The sequence below is a fragment of the Streptomyces sp. NPDC048297 genome, from assembly GCF_043201585.1.
In the GTDB taxonomy this organism is placed as follows: Bacteria; Actinomycetota; Actinomycetes; order Streptomycetales; family Streptomycetaceae; genus Streptomyces.
Genome location: NZ_JBICZA010000023.1, coordinates 68,166 through 88,139 on the forward strand (window position 1 = coordinate 68,166; position 19,974 = coordinate 88,139).

Annotated in this window: 12 protein-coding genes; 9 read left to right on the forward strand and 3 right to left on the reverse strand. The window is 74.0% G+C overall.

The genetic code is table 11. The features are described from left to right. Positions 1-439: 439 nt before the first annotated feature. The gene (locus tag ACGFYV_RS24380) at positions 440-1,666 is read right to left on the reverse strand and encodes a serine/threonine-protein kinase (protein ID WP_393880560.1); all 1,227 of its coding nucleotides are present in this window, start codon (positions 1,664-1,666) and stop codon (positions 440-442) included. Between the two features lie 136 nt (positions 1,667-1,802). Continuing rightward, positions 1,803-3,527 carry a protein kinase gene (locus ACGFYV_RS24385; RefSeq protein ID WP_393880561.1) on the reverse strand — a complete coding sequence of 575 codons (1,725 nt, stop codon included), beginning with the start codon at positions 3,525-3,527 and terminating at the stop codon, positions 1,803-1,805. Between the two features lie 338 nt (positions 3,528-3,865). Here ACGFYV_RS24385 and ACGFYV_RS24390 point away from each other — a divergent pair, with 338 nt between their 5' ends. The 7 genes from ACGFYV_RS24390 (at position 3,866) to ACGFYV_RS24420 (ending at position 18,617) form a co-directional block, all read left to right on the forward strand. Next, entirely contained in the window at positions 3,866-7,657 is a 3,792-nt protein-coding gene (locus ACGFYV_RS24390; RefSeq protein WP_393880600.1) for an FHA domain-containing protein, read from the forward strand. 288 nt (positions 7,658-7,945) lie between these two features. Then, a complete protein-coding gene (locus tag ACGFYV_RS24395) occupies positions 7,946-9,325 on the forward strand; it encodes an ABC transporter substrate-binding protein (RefSeq protein ID WP_393880562.1) in 1,380 nt (459 codons plus the stop codon). Positions 9,326-9,395: 70 nt separating this feature from the next. Continuing rightward, positions 9,396-10,676, forward strand: coding sequence for a carbohydrate ABC transporter permease (locus ACGFYV_RS24400; protein ID WP_393880563.1), 1,281 nt, complete (start codon positions 9,396-9,398; stop codon positions 10,674-10,676). Beyond that, positions 10,673-11,587, forward strand: a complete 915-nt coding sequence (locus ACGFYV_RS24405) for a carbohydrate ABC transporter permease (protein WP_393880564.1) — start codon at positions 10,673-10,675, stop codon at positions 11,585-11,587. The genes ACGFYV_RS24400 and ACGFYV_RS24405 overlap by 4 nt, the downstream gene beginning before the upstream one ends. A 155-nt stretch (positions 11,588-11,742) precedes the next feature. Beyond that, on the forward strand, positions 11,743-13,998 hold the full coding sequence (locus tag ACGFYV_RS24410; RefSeq protein ID WP_393880565.1) for a CDP-glycerol glycerophosphotransferase family protein: 2,256 nt from the start codon (positions 11,743-11,745) through the stop codon (positions 13,996-13,998). A 125-nt stretch (positions 13,999-14,123) separates the two neighbouring features. Continuing rightward, positions 14,124-16,334 (forward strand): CDP-glycerol glycerophosphotransferase family protein, encoded by a 2,211-nt coding sequence (locus ACGFYV_RS24415; protein WP_393880566.1) that lies wholly within the window; start codon positions 14,124-14,126, stop codon positions 16,332-16,334. A gap of 6 nt (positions 16,335-16,340) precedes the next feature. After that, positions 16,341-18,617, forward strand: coding sequence for a CDP-glycerol glycerophosphotransferase family protein (locus ACGFYV_RS24420; protein ID WP_393880567.1), 2,277 nt, complete (start codon positions 16,341-16,343; stop codon positions 18,615-18,617). Positions 18,618-18,646: 29 nt separating this feature from the next. Here ACGFYV_RS24420 and ACGFYV_RS24425 read toward each other — a convergent pair whose 3' ends face one another. Then, positions 18,647-19,060, reverse strand: coding sequence for an organic hydroperoxide resistance protein (locus ACGFYV_RS24425; protein WP_393880568.1), 414 nt, complete (start codon positions 19,058-19,060; stop codon positions 18,647-18,649). A gap of 129 nt (positions 19,061-19,189) precedes the next feature. On the opposite strand from ACGFYV_RS24425, the gene ACGFYV_RS24430 reads away from it, so the two are divergent. Together ACGFYV_RS24430 and ACGFYV_RS24435 are read left to right on the forward strand one after the other, a co-directional pair. Next, positions 19,190-19,705 (forward strand): MarR family winged helix-turn-helix transcriptional regulator, encoded by a 516-nt coding sequence (locus tag ACGFYV_RS24430; RefSeq protein WP_393880569.1) that lies wholly within the window; start codon positions 19,190-19,192, stop codon positions 19,703-19,705. A 111-nt stretch (positions 19,706-19,816) separates the two neighbouring features. Further along, a complete protein-coding gene (locus tag ACGFYV_RS24435; RefSeq protein WP_393880570.1) occupies positions 19,817-19,945 on the forward strand; it encodes a hypothetical protein in 129 nt (42 codons plus the stop codon). The last annotated feature ends 29 nt before the right edge of the window (positions 19,946-19,974 follow it).

Sequence of the window (19,974 nt, forward strand, 5' to 3'; positions counted from 1 at the left end):
CATCCGAGGCGACCATTGCCAGCCGCCCGCCATGGGCTGCCGCCCCCAGCCCCCCGCATCGGCCCCGAACGGGCCTCGTCCTCAAACGCCGGACGGGCTGGTTTGCCCGGAGCCCCGATGGCCAAAGGCCCTGGGTGCTGTGCATGATCCCGGGCAGCCGATCACCATCCGAGGCGGCCACCCGCGCACCCAGACCGACGGCCACGGCCAGAACCACACCGGCCAAACCGAAGGCGACCTCCGCCGGCCACCCGCCATGGGCTGCCGCCCCCGGACCCCCGCATCGGCCCCGAACAGGCCTGGTCCTCAAACGCCGGACGGGCTGGTTTGCCCGGAGCCCCGATGGCCAGGGGTCCTCAGTGCCATGCGTGGCCGGGGCGGCTGATCATCGTCCGAGGTGACCACCCGCACGGCGGGCGATCGCACGCAGCCCCGGCGGTCAGGGGCTCTGGGTGCTGTGCGTGGTGCCGGGCGGCTCGTCGCCGTCCGAGGTGGCCGCCCAGGCGCCGAGGCCGATGGCCGCGGCCAGGACCACGCCGGCGACGGTGAAGGTGATCTTCCGGCGGCGGGCAGCCGCGCGGTGGCGGGCGGAGCCGGGGCGGGGGGCGCCGGGGGTTCGGGGGGCGCGGGCTGTGCCCCGTGCTCCGCCGGCCAGTTCGTCGGGGCCGGGCACCCGCATCGACGTGTGCGTGTCCCGGTTGGAGTCGGGCTTGGCCCCCGGGACCAGCGACACGGCGCCACGGCGCGGTGCGGGCTCGGTGTCCTCGTCCGGCGCGGGTGGCTCGTCCGGTCCCTCCTCCGCGGTCCCGGACTCGGGTTCGTCGACGTCCAGCGGGGGCATCCCGGCGAGCAGCGGCTGCTGTTCCCGCAGCCGCGCGGCCAGTTCCGAGGCCCGCAGCCGGGAGGCGGGGGCCTTCGCCAGGCACTGCACGAGCAGCTGCCACAGCTCCTCGGGGATGCCGGGCAGCGGGACGACGGTCTCGGTGACGTGCCGGCGCAGCACCGCGCCGGGGTGGCCGCCGCCGAACGGGGTGAAGCCCGCGAGCAGCTCGTACAGGACCGTCGCCAGGGCGTAGATGTCCACGGCGGCGCGGGGCGGCAGGCCCTCGACGATCTCCGGGGCCAGGTAGTCCGGCGTGCCGATGATCTTCGTGGCCCGGGTCCGCCGGGGCGAGTCGATCAGCTTGGCGACGCCGAAGTCGGTGAGCAGCGCGGGGTGCGCGCCGCCGGGTCCGAGCGGGCCCTGCATGTCCAGCAGGACGTTCTCGGGCTTGACGTCCCGGTGGACGACCCCGGCCGCGTGCGCGGCGGCGAGCCCGTCGGCGACGTCCACGACGATCGCGACGGCCGCCTCGGGCGCGAGCCGGCGCTCGCGCTCCAGCCGGGTGCGCAGGTCCGTGCCGCGGACGAGGTCCATGACCAGCGCGAGGTCGTTGCCGTCGACCACGAGGTCGCGCACGGTGACGATGTGCGGGTGCTCCAGGCCGAGCAGCGCGGTGCGCTCCTGCACGAAGCGCCCGACCAGCTCCTGGTCGGCCGCGAGGTCCTCACGCAGCAGCTTGATCGCGACGGGGCCGTCCGGCCCCTCGCCCAGCCACACCGTGCCGGCGCTGCCCCGCCCCAGGATCTGGTTGGCGGTGTACCGGCTGCCGATCTTCCGTGCCAAGACTGCTCCTACAGACGCGTGTTGTCGCTAAAACTACGCGCCGGACGAGCCGGCCTTCACCACGGAGGCAGAAATCACCCGCTGGATGTCGACAAATCCCCAACCCTGCGATCAGTCGGGGCTCGGCGGGGTGCGGTCAGTTGGAGCTGCCGGAGGAGCCGGAGGCGCTTCCCAGGTCCTTGAGCCAGCTGCCGATCTGCCCGGCCCAGTCGCTCAACTGGTGCCAGTAGCCCTGGCCCTGGCCGACCCAGGTGTGCAGCGGGGTCAGGTCCCAGACCAGCCAGCTCGCGACGACCAGGATGACGATCGTGAACAGGCAGCCCTTGAGGCAGCCGAGTCCGGGGATCTTCATCGGGTTGGCGCTGCGCTGCCGCGGCGGCCGGGGCTCGCGGGCGGGGCGCTGCGGCTCGGGCGCGTACCGCTGGGGCTGCGGCGCCGGGGCGTACTGCTGGGGCTGCTGTGGCGCCTGGCCGTACCCGCCGGGGGTGCGCTGCTGCGGTCGCTGCGGGCGCGCCTGCGGGGCCTGGCGCGGCTGGTGCTGCGGCCGGGCGACCTGTCGCTGGGGGCGGCGGCGCAGCGGGTCCTCGTCCGGGGCGAGGTACTGGACCTGCGTCTGTTCGTTGCGGTCGCGGGCGGCGCGCAGCTGGTTCTGCCAGGGGTGCGGCTGTTCGGGTCCGCCGCCCGGCTGTCCCTGGGGCATCGGCGGCATGACCGCGGTGGGGTCGGCTGCGCCGGTGTTCGGCAGGACGGCGGTGGGGTCGGCGGCGCCCGCGGGGCCGCCGACGGCGCCGGGGCCGCCGGTGTGCGGCAGGACGCTGGTCGCGCCGTTCGGGTCGTACATCCCCTGCGGCACCCCCTGCGGCGCTCCCTGCGCCGCCGCCTGGGCCGCGCCCGTCGGCAGGACCTGCGTGGGGTCGGCGGCGCCGGGCACGCCCGGGACGGCGGCCGGGGCCGGGTCGGGCGCGAGCAGGGCGCCGACGCCCTCGGCCGCGGCGATCTGGGCGGCGTTCGCGTGCACCCCGACGCCGTCGGCGACGACGCGCAGGCCGCGCGCGAGGTTCTCGGCGCTGGGCCGCTCCCCGGGGTTCTTGCGCAGGCAGCGCTCTATCACCGTCCACAGCGGGTCCGGGACGGTGGAGGGGCGGCGCGGCTCGGCGCTGAGGTGCTGCTGGAGCACTTCGAGGGCGGTGCCGCCGGAGAACGGCGGACGGCCGGTGACCAGCTCGTACAGCAGGATGCCGGCGCCGTAGATGTCGACGGCGGAGGTCTGCGGGCGGCCCTCGGCGGACTCCGGCGCGACGTACGCGGGCGTGCCGACGAACTCGTGGGTGCGGGTCAGGCCCGGGGAGTCGGCGAGGCGGGCGATGCCGAAGTCGGTCAGCATCGGGTGCATCTGGCCGTCGTACTCGCTCAGCAGCACGTTGGCGGGCTTCAGGTCGCGGTGGACGACGCCGTCGGCGTGGCTCGCGGCGAGGGCGTCGGCGATCTGCGCCGTCGTCAGCGCGGCGGCGACGGGCGTGAGGGGGCCGTTCTCGCGCAGGTAGCGGTGCAGGTCGGGGCCGTCGACGAGGTCCATGACGAGGGCGAGCAGATCGCCCTCGACGACCAGGTCGCGGACCCGGACGATGTTGGGGTGGGTGAGCCGCAGCAGGACGGAGCGCTCCCGCAGGAACCGCATCACGATGTCCGGGTCGCCGGCCAGCTCCTCCTTGAGGACCTTGATGGCGACCGTCTCGCCGGGCCGGCCCTGCACGGCGGCCTCGGATCCGGCTGCCTCGCGCTGGCTCGCACGCCAGACGGTGCCCGTGGCGCCGCGTCCGAGCGGCTCCTCGAGCAGGTACTTGCTGCCGACTGGCCGCACGTCACGCGCTCCCTGCTGATTGCTTGCCGGTGTTCCGGTTTTCGGGCCCACTGTAGTGCCGCCCCCAGCGCACCACATGGACGATCTCGTACATGTTCGAAGATAAGACGCTCGCCTCGGTTCCGTGGTTGCCAGGCCATGGACGTGACCGATCTCAATTGATCAATGGCGCGCTTCCGGTCGGGCACTTTTGGGGGCAGAGCTGACCAATCAAGATCACTTGGCGCCGGGCCGTGGGCGCGTTGTCAGTGACAGGTGCGAGGATGCCTGCAGTACTGGCCGACGTGCTCGTGCGGGGTGGGGAGTCCGCGCGCGGGCAGAAGGGACCGCTGACGGCGATGCAGATCCGGCTGACCGTCGTAGACCCGCTGGGCCCGGCCCCGCAGCGGGGCCGCCCCGCGAGCCGGGACGTGCTGGTCACCGCACCGGCGGGCACGGACCTGGCCGCGGTGGCCTCGGCCCTGGCCACGGCGGTGACCGGGGACGGCGGCGCGGGCCGGGAGGCCTCGGGCGCGCCGGTGGTCCTGTACGCGGGCGCGGAGCGGCTGGACGCCCGCCGCCGCACCCTCGGCGAGCCCCCGCTGATCGACGGCGCCGTGCTGTCCCTGGGCGCCCCGGCGGCCCCCGAGCCCCATCCCGAGCTGGACGACGCCCCGACCCAGCTGCACGTGGTCGCGGGCCCGGACGCGGGCGGGGTCCACCTCCTGCACGGCGGCCGGATCACGGTCGGCCGCTCCGCCGACGCCGACGTCCCGCTGGACGACCCGGACGTCTCCCGCCTGCACTGCGCGGTCACGGTCGGCGCCGACGGCAGCGTCTGCGTCACCGACCTCGGCTCCACCAACGGCACCACCCTGGACGGCACCCGCGTGACCGACCATCCCCGGCGCCTCCCCGCCGGGGCCCTGCTGCGGCTCGGCGAGTCCACCCTGCGGGTCACCCCGTCCGGAGGCCCCGGGGCCCGGGTGCGCACGGTGCCGGACGGGGAGGGCTGCGTACGGCTGCCGCTCGGCGCGGGGGCCGGGGCCGGGGCCGCGGGGGACTCTCCCGCACCGTCCGCCGCCGGTTCCACGGCACCGGACGCGCGGACCTCCCCGGGTACGGCCGGCACGGCGCACACCGCCGGGCACGCACGCGTGGAGCCCACGTCGCCCACGGGCCCGTCCGGGCCCACCGCTCACGCCTACGGCACGGCGGACACGTACGGCACGGCGGACGCCTACGGCACGGCAAACCTGCGCGGCTCCGGCGCGGCGGGCCCGGAGCACCGGTACGGGGACCCGGCGGTCCCCGGTCAGGCCGGGGCGCCGAGCATCGAGAGCCGGGGCCCGAGCCGCCCCGGGAGCGACGGCCACGCGCGCGCGGACCGCGCGGACCGCTTCCAGTCGGGCGCCCCCGCCTCGGCATCCGGCAGCGGGGACACGCACGCGGGCCGCCACGGCATCGGGGGCCCCGGCGGCCCGACCGAGAGCGGGTACGGCAGCGAGGGCGGATACGGAAGCGAGAGCGGGTACGAAAGCGGGTACGGCGGTACGGCGGCCCCTGGCGGCCCGGTACCGGACGACGACGGCGCGCGTCCCGGAGGGCGCAAGAACACCCCCGTCCGGGGCACCGACGTCCCCCAGGGCGCCCGGCGCCGGGGCGGGCTCGGTGCGTGGGCGCGCAGGCTGGCCGGCGGACGCGGTGAGCCGGAGACGGCACAGGAGGCGTACGGCGCCGCAACGGCCGACCCGACCGGTGCACCGGTCGACGCCGTGTCGCCACAGCCCGACACCTGGCCCGATCCCGCCGCGCTCCTGCTCACCGCGCTGGGCCCCGGGCCCCGGCTGTGGGAGCGGGGCCCCGGGCACCCGGAGTCCCTCTCGGTACGGCTCGGGACGGCCGACCGGGCCACCCCGGACGGGGCGGGCCTGCTGCCCGCCGTCCCGGTGACCGCTGCGCTGCGCGAGGCGGGTGCGCTGGGCCTGGCCGGTCCGCGCCCCCGGCTGTCCGGTCTCGCCCGCGCGGTGCTGGCCCAGCTCGCCGCGCTGCACTCACCCGACCTGCTGGAGATCGTGCTGATCAGCGCGGACCGCTCCCGCCCGCTGGAGGAGCGCACGGCCGAATGGTCCTGGCTGGGCTGGCTCCCGCACGTCCGCCCCGGTCACGGCCAGGACTGCCGCCTCCTGCTGGCCTACGACCGCGAACAGGCGGCGGCCCGCACGGAGGAACTCCTGCGCCGGGTGGACGACCACGCCGCGACGGGCCGCAGCACGGCCCGCCCGGCAGGCCAGTACCCCGACGCGGGCACCCCGGCGGGCCGGTCAGCGGGCGGAACGGCACACACCACCACCCCCCACGCGTCCGCCGCGCCCTCCGCCTCTGCCTCTGCCGGCACCGGCCACGCCTCTTCGCACCCCTCGACGCACCCCTCCCCGCACCCCTCCCCGCACGGCTCCCCCGGCCGCCGCCCCTCCTGGGCCCGTGAGGGTGACGGAGCGGACGGCGTCGGCGGGTTCCCGGGGCCGTACACGGTGGTGGTCGTGGACGGGGATCCCGGCGGCACGGCGCTGCGGGAGGCCGTGGCGCGGCTGGCCGTGGCGGGCCCGCGGGCCGGGATCCATGTGGTGTGCCTCGCCGAGACCCCGGCCGCCTCCCCCTCCTCCCCCGTGGCGAGGACGTACGAGGCCGCCTGCGCGGCGGCGCCCGTCTTCCGGCACTGCGGGGCCGTGGCGCTGCTCGGCGGTGACGTCGCGAGCGTGCTGCATCTGCTGCGCGTGGCGCCCGGCGAGCCCGGCGGACCCGTCGGCCCCGGGGTTCTCGCCGCCGTGGACGCCGTCTCCGCCGCCTGGGCGGAGCGGTTCGCGCGGGCGCTCGCGCCGCTGCGCCCCGACAGCCCCGCCGGTGAGCGGCACGCGCGCGTGGCCGTGCCGTTGCCGCAGTCGGCCCGGCTGCTGGACGAACTGGGGCTGGCGCGGGCCACCCCGGCGTCGCTGATGGCCCGCTGGGCGGACGCGGCGGACGACGCCGAGTCACTGGGCGGCCGGGCGCGGGCGGTGCTCGGTGCCGGGCCACGTGGTCCGCTCACCGCCGACCTGGTGGCCGACGGGCCGCATCTGCTGATCGAGGGGCCCCCGGGCAGCGGCCGTACCGAGCTGCTGCGGGCCGTGGTCGCCTCGCTGGCCGCCGCCGAGCGGCCCGACCGGCTGGGCATGGTGCTGATCGACGGCCGGGACGGCATCGGCACGGGCGCGGGGCGCGGTGAGGGGCTGCGTGTCTGTACGGACATACCCCATGTGACGACCTACCTGCTGGCCAACGACCCCGTGCGCATGCGGGAGTTCGCGCAGTCGCTGAGCGCCGAGCTGAAGCGGCGGGCCGAGCTGATCGGCATGACCGACTTCGTCCAGTGGCACACGGGACGCGAGGTGTCGGGCCGGTTCGTCACGCAGCGCACACCGGGCGGGCGGCAGGCCGTGCCCGGAGTCGGCGCCGGATCAGGGGCGGGCGCCGGTTCAGGGGTCGGCGCCGGTTCAGGGAGCGCCGGTTCCGGGGCGGGTGACATAGAGACACCGCCCAGCTCCACGCTGCGGCTGCGGCCCGGTGCCGCGGCCCGGCGGCGGACCGAGGCGGCGCCGCCGCTGCCCCGGCTCGTGGTGGTCGTGGACGACCTGGACGCACTGGTCTCCCCCGCGCTGGGTTCGCCGGGCCGGCCTGCCGCCGGCTCGGTGATGCGGGCGCTGGAGGCGGTGGCCCGGGAGGGCGAGCGGCTGGGCGTGCACCTGGTGGCGGCGGCCTCGGCGGGCGGTCGTACGGCGGAGACGGAGCCGGCCCGGCGGGCCACGCTCCGGGTGACGCTGGACGCGCCGGCTTCCGGCCCGGACGATCCGGCGCCGGGCCGGGGCAGGCTGACGTACGCGGACGGGCGGGGCATCGGCTTCCAGGGCGGCCGGGTGACGGGCCGTATCCCGCGCACGGCGACCCAGCGGCCCACGGTGCTCCCGCTGGAGTGGGAGCGGATGGGCGACCCGCCGGCCCGCCGCCCGGTGCGCGAGCTGGGCAACGGCCCCACCGACCTGGCCCTGTTGGCGAGCGCGGTGGAGCGGGCGGCCCGGGAGGTCTCGGCGGCGGAGGTGCCCTCCCTGCTGTAGTCCCCGCTGCGGTCCCCCTGCGGTGGTCCCCAGCTGCAGCCCCCGCTGCAGTCCACTGCTGCAGTCCCCCGCTGGAGTCGCGGCCGGCACGCGTGCTGTTGCCGCCCGTGTGCGACCCGGCGTAGACCGGCCCGTAGGGACACCGCAGGGACAAGGTTCCGGCGGGTTCACACGGACGGCCCATGACGTGCACGGACGGCCTCGTGATGTCGACGGACGGCCTCATGAAGTTCACAGTCAGTCTCATGGCGTTCGACGGAGAGCGGCGCGGCGACGGACGGGGAAGTGATGCGCGGTCGGAGCAGCACCATCCGGGCAGGCAGGGCCGTCACCGCACTCGCCGCGCTGCTCGCGGGAGCCCTCGCGCTCACCGCGTGCTCGGGCGGCGACGACAAGAAGGACAGCGGTGGCACGAGCAGCCCGGTAACCGGCGTCTCCTCCGTCACCCTGCCGAAGCTGAACGGCGCGCACGTGGAGGTCACCGCCGTCTGGTCCGGCGCCGAACAGGCGAACTTCAAGACGGTCCTCGCGGAGTTCGAGAAGCGCACCGGCGCGAAGGTGACGTTCGTGCCCGCGCAGGACCCGATCATGAACTTCCTCGGTTCGAAGATCGCGGGTGGCCGGCCGCCGGACGTGGCGCTGCTGCCGCAGCCGGGCGCGATCAAACAGGCCGTGGAGAAGAAGTGGGCCAAGCCGCTGGGCCCCGAGGCGCTGGGGGAGCTGCGGAAGAACTACTCGCGGGGCTGGCAGGACATCGGCAAGGTCGGCGGCACGCAGTACGGCGCCTACTACAAGGCCGCCGACAAGTCGCTGATCTGGTACAACGCCACGGTGTTCGAGAACGCCGTCGCCAAGGTGCCGAAGACCTGGCCGGAGCTGCTGACCACAGCACAGGCGGTGTACGACTCCGGGGTCACCCCGTTCTCGGTGGCCGGCGCCGACGGCTGGACGCTGACGGACTGGTTCGAGAACGTCTATCTGTCCCAGGCCGGGCCGGGGAAGTACGACCAGCTCGCCCAGCACACGATCAAGTGGACCGACCCGTCGGTGAAGCGGGCCCTGACCACGCTCGCCCAGGTCTGGGGCACGAAGGACTACGTGGCGGGCGGCGCGGACGGCGCCCTGCAGACCGAGTTCCCGGCGTCGGTCACGCAGACCTTCACCGGAGGCGACCAGCCGAAGGCCGCGATGGTCTACGAAGGCGACTTCGCGCAGGTCAACATCGGTGACACCCAGGCGAAAGTGGGCACGGACGCGAAGGTGTTCCCGTTCCCGGCGGTCGGCCCCAGGGCGCCGCTGGTCTCGGGCGGCGACGCGGCGGTGATCCTCAAGGACTCCAGGGCGGCGCAGGCGCTGGTCACCTTCCTCGCCTCCCCTGACGCGGCGACGATCCAGGCCCGGCTGGGCGGCTACCTCTCGCCCAACAGGAACGTCCCGGTGTCCGCGTACCCGAACGCGGTGCAGCGGACCATCGCCGAGGCGCTGATCGCGTCCGGCGACGACTTCCGGTTCGACATGTCCGACCAGGCCCCGCAGGCGTTCGGCGGCACGCCCGGCAAGGGCGAGTGGAAGGACCTGCAGGACTTCCTGAAGAACCCGAAGGACGTCGCGGGCACCCAGGCGCGGCTGGAGAAGGACGCGGCGGCCGCGTACGGGAACGGGAGCTGATCCGGCCATGGCGCCGGCAGCGGCGGCGGGATCCCCTGCGGGCCCCGCCGCGCCGAGGAGCCGCGGGAGCGTGACCGGCACCCGCAAGACGGTGGCGGCGCTCTTCCTGCTGCCGGCGCTGGTCCTGCTCGGCGCGCTCGTGGTCTACCCGATCGGGTACTCGCTCGTCCGCAGCTTCTTCAACGCCTCCGGCGACGGCTTCGCCGGGGTCGACAACTACACGGCGCTGTTCACGGACGACGGCATCCGTACGGCGCTGAAGAACAACGTCATCTGGGTGGTGTTCGCGCCGGCGGTCTCCACCGCGCTCGGCCTGGTCTTCGCGGTGCTGACCGAACGGGTGCGCTGGGGAACGGCGTTCAAGCTGGTCGTCTTCATGCCGATGGCGATCTCGATGCTGGCGGCGGGGATCATCTTCCGGCTGGTGTACGACCAGGACCCGGACAAGGGCGTCGTCAACGCGGTGTGGGTGGGCGTGCACGACACGTTCGCGCCGTCCTCGTCGTTCCCGAAGGCGCACCCGGGCCGTGCTTCGCCGCTCAGGCCGGACCGGGGCGGGTTCATCACCACGGAGCCGGTGCGCGCCGGGTCGCCGGTCCTGCTCCCGCTGGTCGGTGTCGCTCCCGACCAGATGCCGGACGGTGCGAGGAGGGCCGTGGAGGCGAGGGCCGAGCCGGGGAAGGTCACCGGCACCACCTGGCAGGACTTCACGCGCGGCAAGGGTTTCGGGAGGCCGGGCCGTCCCGACCCGTCCGAGCTGGGCTATGCGGGGATGCGGATCGAGGCGGTGAAGGACGGCAGGGTCGTGGCCTCCACCGAGGCCGCCGGTGACGGCACCTTCACCCTGCCGGCCACGGCCGACGGGGCCCTGCTGAGGCTTCCCGCGAGCAACTTCGCGGAGCCGTACAGCGGCGTCGACTGGCTCGGCCCGGCGCTGGTCACTCCGGCCGTCATCGGGGCGTACGTGTGGATGTGGGCGGGCTTCGCGATGGTGCTGATCGCGGCGGGGCTCGCGGGTGTGCCCCGGGAGCTGCTGGAGGCCGCGCGGGTGGACGGGGCCTCCGAGTGGCAGGTGTTCCGCAAGATCACCGTGCCGCTGCTGGCGCCGGTCCTCGCGGTCGTCACCGTCACGCTGATGATCAACGTCCTGAAGATCTTCGACCTCGTCTACATCATCGCCCCCGGTTCCTCCCAGGACGACGCCGACGTGCTGGCCCTGGAGCTGTACCGCAAGGGGTTCGCCGAGGGCCGGCCGGACATCGCGAGTGCGATCGCGGTGTTCCTGCTGCTGCTGGTGATCCCGGTGATGCTGTTCAACATGCGCCGGCTGCGGCAGGAGGACAGGCGATGAGGACGCACAGGGCGGTGAACGCGGGCAGGGCGGCGAAGTCGGACATGGCGGTGAAGGCGCGGCAGCCCCTCGGGGCGAGGATCACCGAGCGGCTCGGCGGCGCACTGGTCCGTGTCCTCCTCGTCGTGGTGGGCCTGTTCTGGCTGGTGCCGGCCGTCGGGCTGTTCCTCTCCTCCCTGCGCTCCCCGGCAGACATGAGCACGAGCGGCTGGTGGACGGTGTTCACGCGGCCGTCCCAGCTGACCCTCGACAGCTACCGGAAGCTGCTGGAGAACAGCGACATCACCAACTCCCTGGTGAACACGGTGCTGATCACGGTTCCGGCGACGATCCTGGTCGTGGTGATCGGCTCGCTCGCGGGCTACGCGTTCGCGTGGATGGAGTTCCCGGGCCGGGACTGGTGGTTCCTCGGCGTGGTCGGCCTGCTGGTCGTCCCCGTGCAGGTGGCGCTCATCCCGATCGCCGAACTGTTCGGCGCCGTCGGCCTGTTCGGGACGATCTTCGGGGTGATCCTGTTCCACGTCGGCTTCGGTCTGCCGTTCGCCGTGTTCCTGCTGCGGAACTTCTTCGCGCGGATCCCGCGGGAACTGCTGGAGGCGGCCCGTCTCGACGGCGCCGGTGAACTGCGCCTGTTCGCACGGGTGGTGATGCCGCTCGGCGGGCCCGCGATCGCGAGCCTCGGCATCTTCCAGTTCCTGTGGGTGTGGAACGACCTGCTGGTCGCGCTGGTCTTCAGCGACTCCGGCTCGCAGCCGGTCACGGTCGCCCTGCAGACGCAGGTACGGCAGTTCGGCAGCAACATCGACGTGCTCGCGCCCGGCGCGTTCCTCTCGATGGTGATCCCGCTGGCCGTGTTCTTCGCGTTCCAGCGGCAGTTCGTGTCCGGGGTCATGGCCGGCGCGGTCAAGTAGCCGGAAAACGGGGCGTTTTGGGAGGGGTCGGCCTTCACGGTCCGGCCCTTCGCCGTTCACCCGATGTCCCCCACATGCCGTACGACCCGTAACCAAGTCGCCGCGTGGGCCGTTCCCGGGCAGAACGCCCGAACCGACCGACCCATGGATGTCCCTTGCCCAGGTTCAGTGTCATCGTCCCCGTGTACAAGGTCCAGGCGTACGTGTCCGAGTGCCTGGACTCGGTGCTCTCGCAGTCGTACCCCGATCTCGAACTGATCGCCGTGGACGACCGCTCCCCGGACGCCTGCGGGGAGTTGATCGACGCGTACGCGGCCCGCGACCCGCGCGTGAAGGCCGTCCATCTGGCCGAGAACCAGGGCCTCGGCCGCGCCCGCAACGCCGGCATGGCGCTGGCGACGGGCGACTACCTGGTCTTCCTGGACAGCGACGACACCCTCACCCCGGACGCGCTCCTCGCGATCGCCGACCGGCTCAAGGAGACCGGCGAGCCGGACGTGCTGGTCTACGACTACGCGCGCACCTACTGGACGGGCCGGGTGGAGCGCGACAAGGTCGCGGCTCAGCTCTCCGAGGCGGGTCCCGCGCCCTTCCGGCTGGAGGACCGCCCGGGTCTGCTCAGGGTGATCATGGTGGCCTGGAACAAGGCGTACCGGCGGGACTTCGTCGAGAAGAACGGCTTCCGCTTCCCGCCCGGCTACTACGAGGACACGCCCTGGACCTACCCGGCCCTGATGGCGGCCGAGTCGATCGCGACCCTCGACCAGGTGTGCGTGCACTACCGCCAGCGCCGGCAGGGCAACATCCTCGGCACGGTCAGCCGCAGGCACTTCGACATCTTCGACCAGTACGACCGGGTGTTCGCCTTCCTCGACGAGCGGCCGGAGCTGAACCGGTGGCGGCCGGTGCTGTTCCGGCGCATGGTGGACCACTTCTCCACGGTGTTCACCAAGCGGGACCGGCTGCCGCGCGGCAGCCGTGCCGAGTTCCTGCGCCGGGCCCGCGCCGTGTGCCGCCGCCATCATGTCGCGGGCGGCCCGGCTCCCCTGCGCTCCCGGCTGCGCCAGGGCCTGGTCCGCTTCGGGCTGCACCGCACCTACCGCCTCCTCCAGCTGGCCATGGCCGGCCGCCGCCGCACCCGCAAGGCCTGCCGCACGCTCGCGCGGGCCCTGCGGGCGGCCCTCCTCCAGGCGCACTACCGCGTCCAGTTGCGCCTGCCCGTGCGCGCCGACCGGGCGGTCTTCGCCGCCTACTGGAACCGCGGGCACGCCTGCAACCCGGGCGCCCTTGAGGAGGCGGTCCGCACCTTCGCCCCGCAGGTGCGGACCGCCTGGATCGCCCGCCCCGAGGACCAGGACACGATCCCGGCGGGCCCGCGCCGGCTGCGTCCGGGCACCTTCGCGTACTGGACGGCGCTGGCCCGCTCCCGGTACCTGGTCAACAACGTCAACTTCGACCGCCGGCTGAAAAAGCGCCCCGGCCAGGTCTTCGTGCAGACCCAGCACGGCACCCCCCTCAAGCACATGGGCCTCGATCTGCAGGAACACCCGGCAGCCGCGGGTGACATGGACTTCGAGGAGCTGCTGCGGGGCGTCGACAAGTGGGACTACGTCCTGTCGGCCAACCGGCACACCACCCTGACCTGGGAGCGGGTCTACCCCGGCCGCTACACCACGCTGGAGTACGGCTATCCGCGCAACGACGTCTTCCAGCGGGCGACCTCGGCCGACGTGGCCCGCGTCCGCGCCGCGCTCGGCATCCCCGAGGGCACGGTCGCGGTGCTGTACGCGCCCACCCACCGCGACCACCAGCGCACCCAGCGCCCCGTCCTCGACCTGGAGCGGGTCGCGGCCCGGCTGGGCCCGCGCTTCGTGATCCTGGCCCGCGCCCACTACGGGCACACCGGTCCGTTCGCCGACGGCCCCGGGATCATCGACGTCAGCGGCCACCCGAGCGTGGAGTCCCTGTGCCTGGCCTCGGACGCGCTGCTCACCGACTACTCGTCGATCATGTTCGACTACGCCAACCTGGACCGGCCGATCGTCGTGCACACCGAGGACCGCGAGGCGTACGAGGCGGTCCGGGGCACCTACTTCGACCTGCGGTCCTGTCCGCCGGGCGCGGTCGCGCGCACCGAGGACGAGCTGATCGACATCTTCGCCACCGGCCACTGGCGCGGCTCCCGCTCCGCCCAGCTGCGCACCGCGTTCCGGGAGCGGTTCTGCCCGTACGACGACGGACTCGCCGCCGAGCGCGTCGTACGCCATGTCGTACTGGGCCAGAGTGCGGGGCTGCCGGCGTTCGTTCCGCTCACCGAGCGCCACCCGGTGCCGTCCGCGGTGCCCGGACGCATCCAGCTGGCCACCGTCCCGCAACCTTCCAGCCCGCTGCCCGTCACCGAGAGCCACTGAACACCGTTGGTCCTTACGGGAGTTCCCATGCCCCTCAGTACGACGCGGCCCACTCCGAGCCGGCCGTCCACCTGGCGTCCCGCCGGACGGCCCAGCCGCGTCCGCAAGACGACAGAAAGAGCAGAATGCCCCGCTTCAGCATCATCGTTCCCACCCACGGGGCCCTGGGCCGGCTGCCCCAGGCGCTGGACTCGGTCCTCGGTCAGTCCTTCGGCGACCTGCAGCTGATCCCGGTCTGCGACGCCCCCGACGCCCCGGCGGCAGCCGTCGCCGCCGAACACGCCGAGCGGGACTCGCGGGTGACACCGGTCGACTCACCGTCGTCCGCCTGCCCGAGCGGGGCGCGCAACGCCGGGATGCGGGCGGCGACCGGCGCGTACGTGCTGTTCCTGGACGGCGACGACCTGCTGCTGCCGGGCGCGCTGGCGGCGCTGGACAGGCGGCTGACCGAGACCGCAGGCGTGGACGTGCTCTACGTCGAGCACGAGCGGACCCCCTGGTGGGAGGGCGAGCCGGGCAACCCGGCGGCCCCGCTGCTGGCGACGGCGCCCAAGGGGGCCTTCGCCCCCGGTGACGCGCCCGAGCTGACCGGTGTACGGCTGCCCGCCTGGAGCGCGGTCTACCGCCGCGCCTTCCTCACCGAGCACGAACTCACCTTTCCCGACGGCCACTTCACCGACCTGGGCTGGGGCGGCCTGACCACGATCGCGGCCGGCCGGATCGCGGTGCTGCGCGAGCCCGTCGTACGGCACCGGCTGCGCCGGCAGGGCAGCCGGTTCAATCTGCCCGGCCCGCACCAGCACGCCGTGCTGGACCAGATGGAGCTGGTGCTGACGCGGGCGGCCGAGGCGGGGCTGCCCGCCGAGCGGACCGGGCCCCTGTTCGAGCAGCTGGTCTCCGCCGTGCTCAGGACGGCGTCCCGGCCGGACCGGATGCCCGCCGGGCGCCGGGCGTTCTTCCGCCGTGCGGCCCGGCTGTACCGCAGGCACCGCCCGGCGGGCTACACGGCTCCGGCCGGCAGCCTGGGCGTGCAGCACCGACTGCTGGCGGCCGGCGCGTACACGGCGTTCCGCGCGCTGCGCGGCGCCAACCAGGCGGCGGCCGGCACCCTGGAGCGCCTCCCGCGCCCGCACATGCTGCGCACCCGGCTGCGCTACGCCCGTGACCTGCGCCGCCCCCTCGACCCGCATCTCGCCGTCTTCTGCGCCTACTGGGGCCGCGGTTACGTCTGCAACCCGGCCGCGATCCACGCCAAGGCCCGCCAACTCGCCCCGCACATCCGCTCGGTGTTCCTGGTGGAGGCCGACCAGGCGCACGCGATGCCGCAGGACGTCGAGTACGCGGTGATCGGCTCGCGCCGGTACTGGGAGGTGCTGGCCCGCGCCACCTACTTCGTCAACAACGCCAACTTCGCCGAGGGGATCGTCAAGCGGCCCGGCAGCGTGCATCTGCAGACCCAGCACGGCACCCCGCTGAAGACCATGGGCGTGGACCAGTCGACGTACCCGGTGGTGGCCGCGCAGTCCGGCAGCTACACCAAGTTGCTGGGCCGGGTGGACCGCTGGGACTTCAACCTCTCGTCCAACCGGCACTCGACCCAGATGTGGGAGCGCGCCTTCCCCGGCGGCTACGAGCAGTTGGAGTACGGCTATCCGCGCAACGACGTCTACTGCACGGCGACCGCCGACGACGTCGCCCGTGTCCGGCGCCTGCTGGGCGTGCCCGAGGGCAGGACGGCCGTGCTGTACGCCCCCACCCACCGCGACCACCACACCGGCTTCGAACCCGGCCTGGACCTGGAGGAGTTCTGCGAGGCGGCCGGCGAGGACGTGGTCGTCCTGCTGCGCGCCCACTACTTCTACGACCGGGGCCGCTCCGGGCGGTCCGACCTGAGCGGCCGTGTCATCGACGTCTCCGGGCACCGCTCCGCCGAGGACGTGTGCCTGGCGGCGGACGCGCTGGTCACGGACTACTCGTCGATCATGTTCGACTACGCCAACCTGGACCGGCCGATCGTCGTGTACACCGACGACTGGGAGGTCTACCGGCAGACGCGGGGCGTCTACTTCGACCTGATGGCCGAGCCGCCCGGACCGGTCGCCCGCACCCCCGGGGAACTGGCCCGCGTCTTCCGCGAGCGCGAGCACACGAGCGAGGGGTCGCGGGCGCTGCGGACCGCGTTCCGGGAGCGGTTCTGCCAGTTCGACGACGGGCAGGCCGCCGAGCGTGTCGTACGGCGGGTGCTGCTCGGCGAGCCGCCGGAGGCCGTCGTGCCGGTGATCCCGCTCGCCGAGCGCATCCCCGCCCCCGCCGCCGCGACCCTCGTCAGGAGCTGACCCGCCGTGCCCCGCTTCAGTGTCATCGTCCCCTGTTTCAAGGTGCAGGGCTTCCTGCGCGAATGCCTGGACTCGGTGCTGCTGCAGTCCTTCGGCGACCTCGAACTGATCGCCGTGGACGACTGCTCGCCGGACGGCTGCGGCGCGATCCTCGACGAGTACGCGGCGCGCGACCCGCGCGTGAAGGTGCTGCACCTGCCGGAGAACGTCGGCCTCGGCCGGGCCCGCAACGCCGGGATGCCGCACGCCACCGGCGACTACCTGCTCTTCCTGGACAGCGACGACACCCTCACCCCGGGCGCGCTGCGCGCCGTCGCCGACCGGCTGGAGGAGACCGCCGACCCCGATGTGCTGGTGTTCGACTACGCGCGCACCTACTGGTGGGGCGGCACCCGGCGCAACGTGCTGGCCCACGTGCTCGCCGAGGCCCCGGACGTCTTCACGGCCGCCGGCCGGCCGGAGATCCTGGACCTGCTGATGGTGGTGTGGAACAAGGTCCACCGGCGCGACTTCGTCGAGGAGCACGGCTTCGCGTTCCCGCCCGGGTACTACGAGGACACGCCCTGGACGTTCCCGGTCATGCTCAGCGCCGGGCGGATCACGGCCCTGGACCGGATCTGCGTGAACTACCGGCAGCGCCGGCAGGGCAACATCCTGTCCACCACCAGCCGCAAGCACTTCGACGTCCACGACCAGTACGAGCGGGTCTTCGCGTTCGTGGACGCGCACGGGGAACTGGCGTCCTGGCGGCCGTACCTGCACCGCAAGATGGGCGAGCACTGCCTGGACATCCTGGCCAAGCCGGACCGGCTGCCGCCCGCCGACAAGGCCGAGTTCTTCCGGCGTACGGCGCGGCTGTTCGCGAGGCTCCGGCCCGAGGGCGCCCTCGTCGACGGGGAGGTCGCCCTGCTGGAGGGCGGCTACACCGGGTACCGGCTGAAGCGGCAGGCGGCGCGGGCCGGACGTGAGGCGGGGCGGCGGGCGGCGCAGGTCCGCGGGAGCGCGGGCGAGCGGGCCCGGCGCGGCTGGGCGCGGCTGCAGGCGCACCGCCCGCTGGACGAGCGCCTGGTCGTGTACTCGGCGTCCTCGCACCGGGGTGTGCTCGGCGATCCGGCGGCCGTCCACCGCGCGGCGCGGGAGATCGCCCCGCGGTTGCGCGGGGTGTGGGTGGTGCGGGACGAGGAGACGGCGGCGGGGCTGCCGGACGGTGTCGAGCACGTCCTCGTGAACTCCCGGCGCTTCCTAGAGGTCACCGCGCGCGCGAAGTTCTTCGTCAACGACGTCAACTGGCCCGGCTCGCCGGCCAAGCGGCCCGGCAGCGTGCACATCCACACCCACCAGGGCACCCCGCTCAAGTACATGTGCGCCGACCTGCTGGACAAGCCCGGGGCACGGCTCGGCTTCGACGTGCCGGGGATGCTGCGCAGGGCCGACCGCTGGGACTACAGCCTGGTCGCGAGCGCCCACTCCGAGCTGGTGTGGGAGCGGGCCTACCCGTGCCACTTCACCTCGGTGCGCACGGGGAGCCCGCGCAACGACGTGCTGGTGCGGGCTCGCGCGGGCGCGGACGGGGGCGGGGGCGGGGGCGGGAGCCGGGGCCGGGAGTTCCGGCGGCGCCACGGCATCCCCGAGGACCACACGGTGGTGCTGTACGCGCCGACCCGCCGGGACTACCGGCGCGGCGGTCATGTGGACCGTGTCGACCTGGCCCGGTTCGCGGCCGGTCTGGGCGAGGGGCACACCCTCGTGGTGCGGCTGCACCCGACGCTGGCGAGCGGTCCCGCGCGCGGGCTCGGCCTGGCGGAGCTGGCGCGGCGCGGTGTCGTGGTCGACGCGACGGACGAGCCGGACGTGACGGAGGTGCTGCTCGCCGCCGACGCGCTGGTCACCGACTACTCGTCGGTCATGTTCGACTACGCCAACCTGGACCGGCCGATCGTGGTCCACGCCGACGACTGGGAGACGTATCGCGCGAGCCGGGGCACCTATCTGGACATCACGGCCGAGGCGCCGGGCCATGTGTCGTACTCGCAGCGCGAGTTGGCCGAGGTGTTCGCCTCGGGCGCGTGGCGGGACGAGGAGTCCGCACGGCTGCGGGCACGGTTCCGGGCACGGTTCTGCGCGTACGAGGACGGGCGGGCCGCCGAGCGTGTCGTACGGACGCTGCTGCTGGGCGAGCCGATGAGCGGGGCCGCGCCGTCGCGGTCGGTGCGGATCCCCGCTCCGGCGCTCAGCGGTGACCTGCTGACCCCGGCGACGCGGGGTTCCGCGGGTCACCGCTGAGCGGGGAGTGCAGGGGGTGGCGCCGGGTGTTACTCGACGACGAGGTCGACCTCGATGTTGCCGCGGGTGGCGTTGGAGTACGGGCAGACCTGGTGGGCGGTCTCGACCAGCTTGCGGCCGGTCTCCTGGTCCACGGTGTCGGGCAGCTCGACGCGCAGCGTCACCTTCAGGCCGAAGCCCTCACCCTGCTTGCCGATGCCGACCTCGGCGGTCACGGCGGCGTCACTGACGTCCACCTTCGCCTGCCGGCCGACGAGGCCGAGGGCGCTGCCGAAGCAGGCGGCGTAACCGGCGGCGAAGAGCTGCTCCGGGTTGGTGCCCTCACCGTTGCCGCCCAGCTCCACCGGGGGCGCCAGCTTGAGGTCGATCTTGCCGTCGGAGGAGACGGCACGGCCCTCACGGCCGTGGGTGGCGGTGGCGACGGCGGTGTAGAGCGCGTCCATGGAAACCATCCCTCTCAAGGAGTCAGTCCGTGTTCCGGCGGCCCCGTCCGGGCCGCCCTCACGACGACAAGTAGAGCACACAATTCAGTTGTCTACAACTAAACTGCCCGCAAGAGCTATCCTGGAGCCATGACCGCCTCGCCGACACCACCGACCAGCACGGACACCGCCGCAGCCACCGACCCCGACGCGGACTGGCTCCGCCTCGACAACCAGATCTGCTTCTCCCTGAACGCCGCGTCCCGCGCCTTCAACAGGGTCTACCGCGTCGTCCTCAAGGACCTCGGGCTCACCTACCCGCAGTACCTGGTGATGCTCGTGCTGTGGGAGCAGGGCGACGCGCCGGTCAAGACCCTGGGCGAGCGGCTGCGACTCGACTCCGGCACGCTGTCCCCGCTGGTCAAGCGGCTGGAGACGGCCGGCCTGGTGCGCCGGGAGCGCAGCGCGCAGGACGAGCGGTCGGTGTGGGTGCGGCTCACCGACGAAGGCGCGGCGCTGCGCGGGCAGGCCCTTCGGGTGCCGCGCCGGATCGCGGCGGCGACCGGCTTCGACCTGACCGAGATCACCGACCTGCACAACCGCCTCGACCGCCTCACCCGCTCACTGGACGCGGCATCCCTGGACGAGACACCGGGCTGCGCGTGACGACGACCCGGACATAGAGCCGCACCACCGCGTCCGGACCGGCGAACTCGCGGGCGGGCACGGGTACAGCTCGCCGACGAAGGTGCCGCGCTGCGCGGGCAGGCCCTTCGGGTGCCGCGCCGGATCGCGGCGGCGACCGGTTTCGACCTGACCGAGATCACCGACCTGCACGACCGCCTCGACCGCCTCACCCGCTCACTGGACGCGGCATCCCTGGACGAGACACCGGGCTGCGCGTGACGACGACCCGGACATAGAGCCGCACCACC

Coding starts and splice junctions, on each gene's coding strand:
- ACGFYV_RS24430 (WP_393880569.1), top strand. CDS start 19,190: ATGACCGCCTCGCCGACACCACCGACCAGCACGGACACCGCCGCAGCC.
- ACGFYV_RS24425 (WP_393880568.1), bottom strand. CDS start 19,060: ATGGACGCGCTCTACACCGCCGTCGCCACCGCCACCCACGGCCGTGAG.
- ACGFYV_RS24415 (WP_393880566.1), top strand. CDS start 14,124: ATGCCCCGCTTCAGCATCATCGTTCCCACCCACGGGGCCCTGGGCCGG.
- ACGFYV_RS24405 (WP_393880564.1), top strand. CDS start 10,673: ATGAGGACGCACAGGGCGGTGAACGCGGGCAGGGCGGCGAAGTCGGAC.
- ACGFYV_RS24395 (WP_393880562.1), top strand. CDS start 7,946: ATGCGCGGTCGGAGCAGCACCATCCGGGCAGGCAGGGCCGTCACCGCA.
- ACGFYV_RS24390 (WP_393880600.1), top strand. CDS start 3,866: ATGCAGATCCGGCTGACCGTCGTAGACCCGCTGGGCCCGGCCCCGCAG.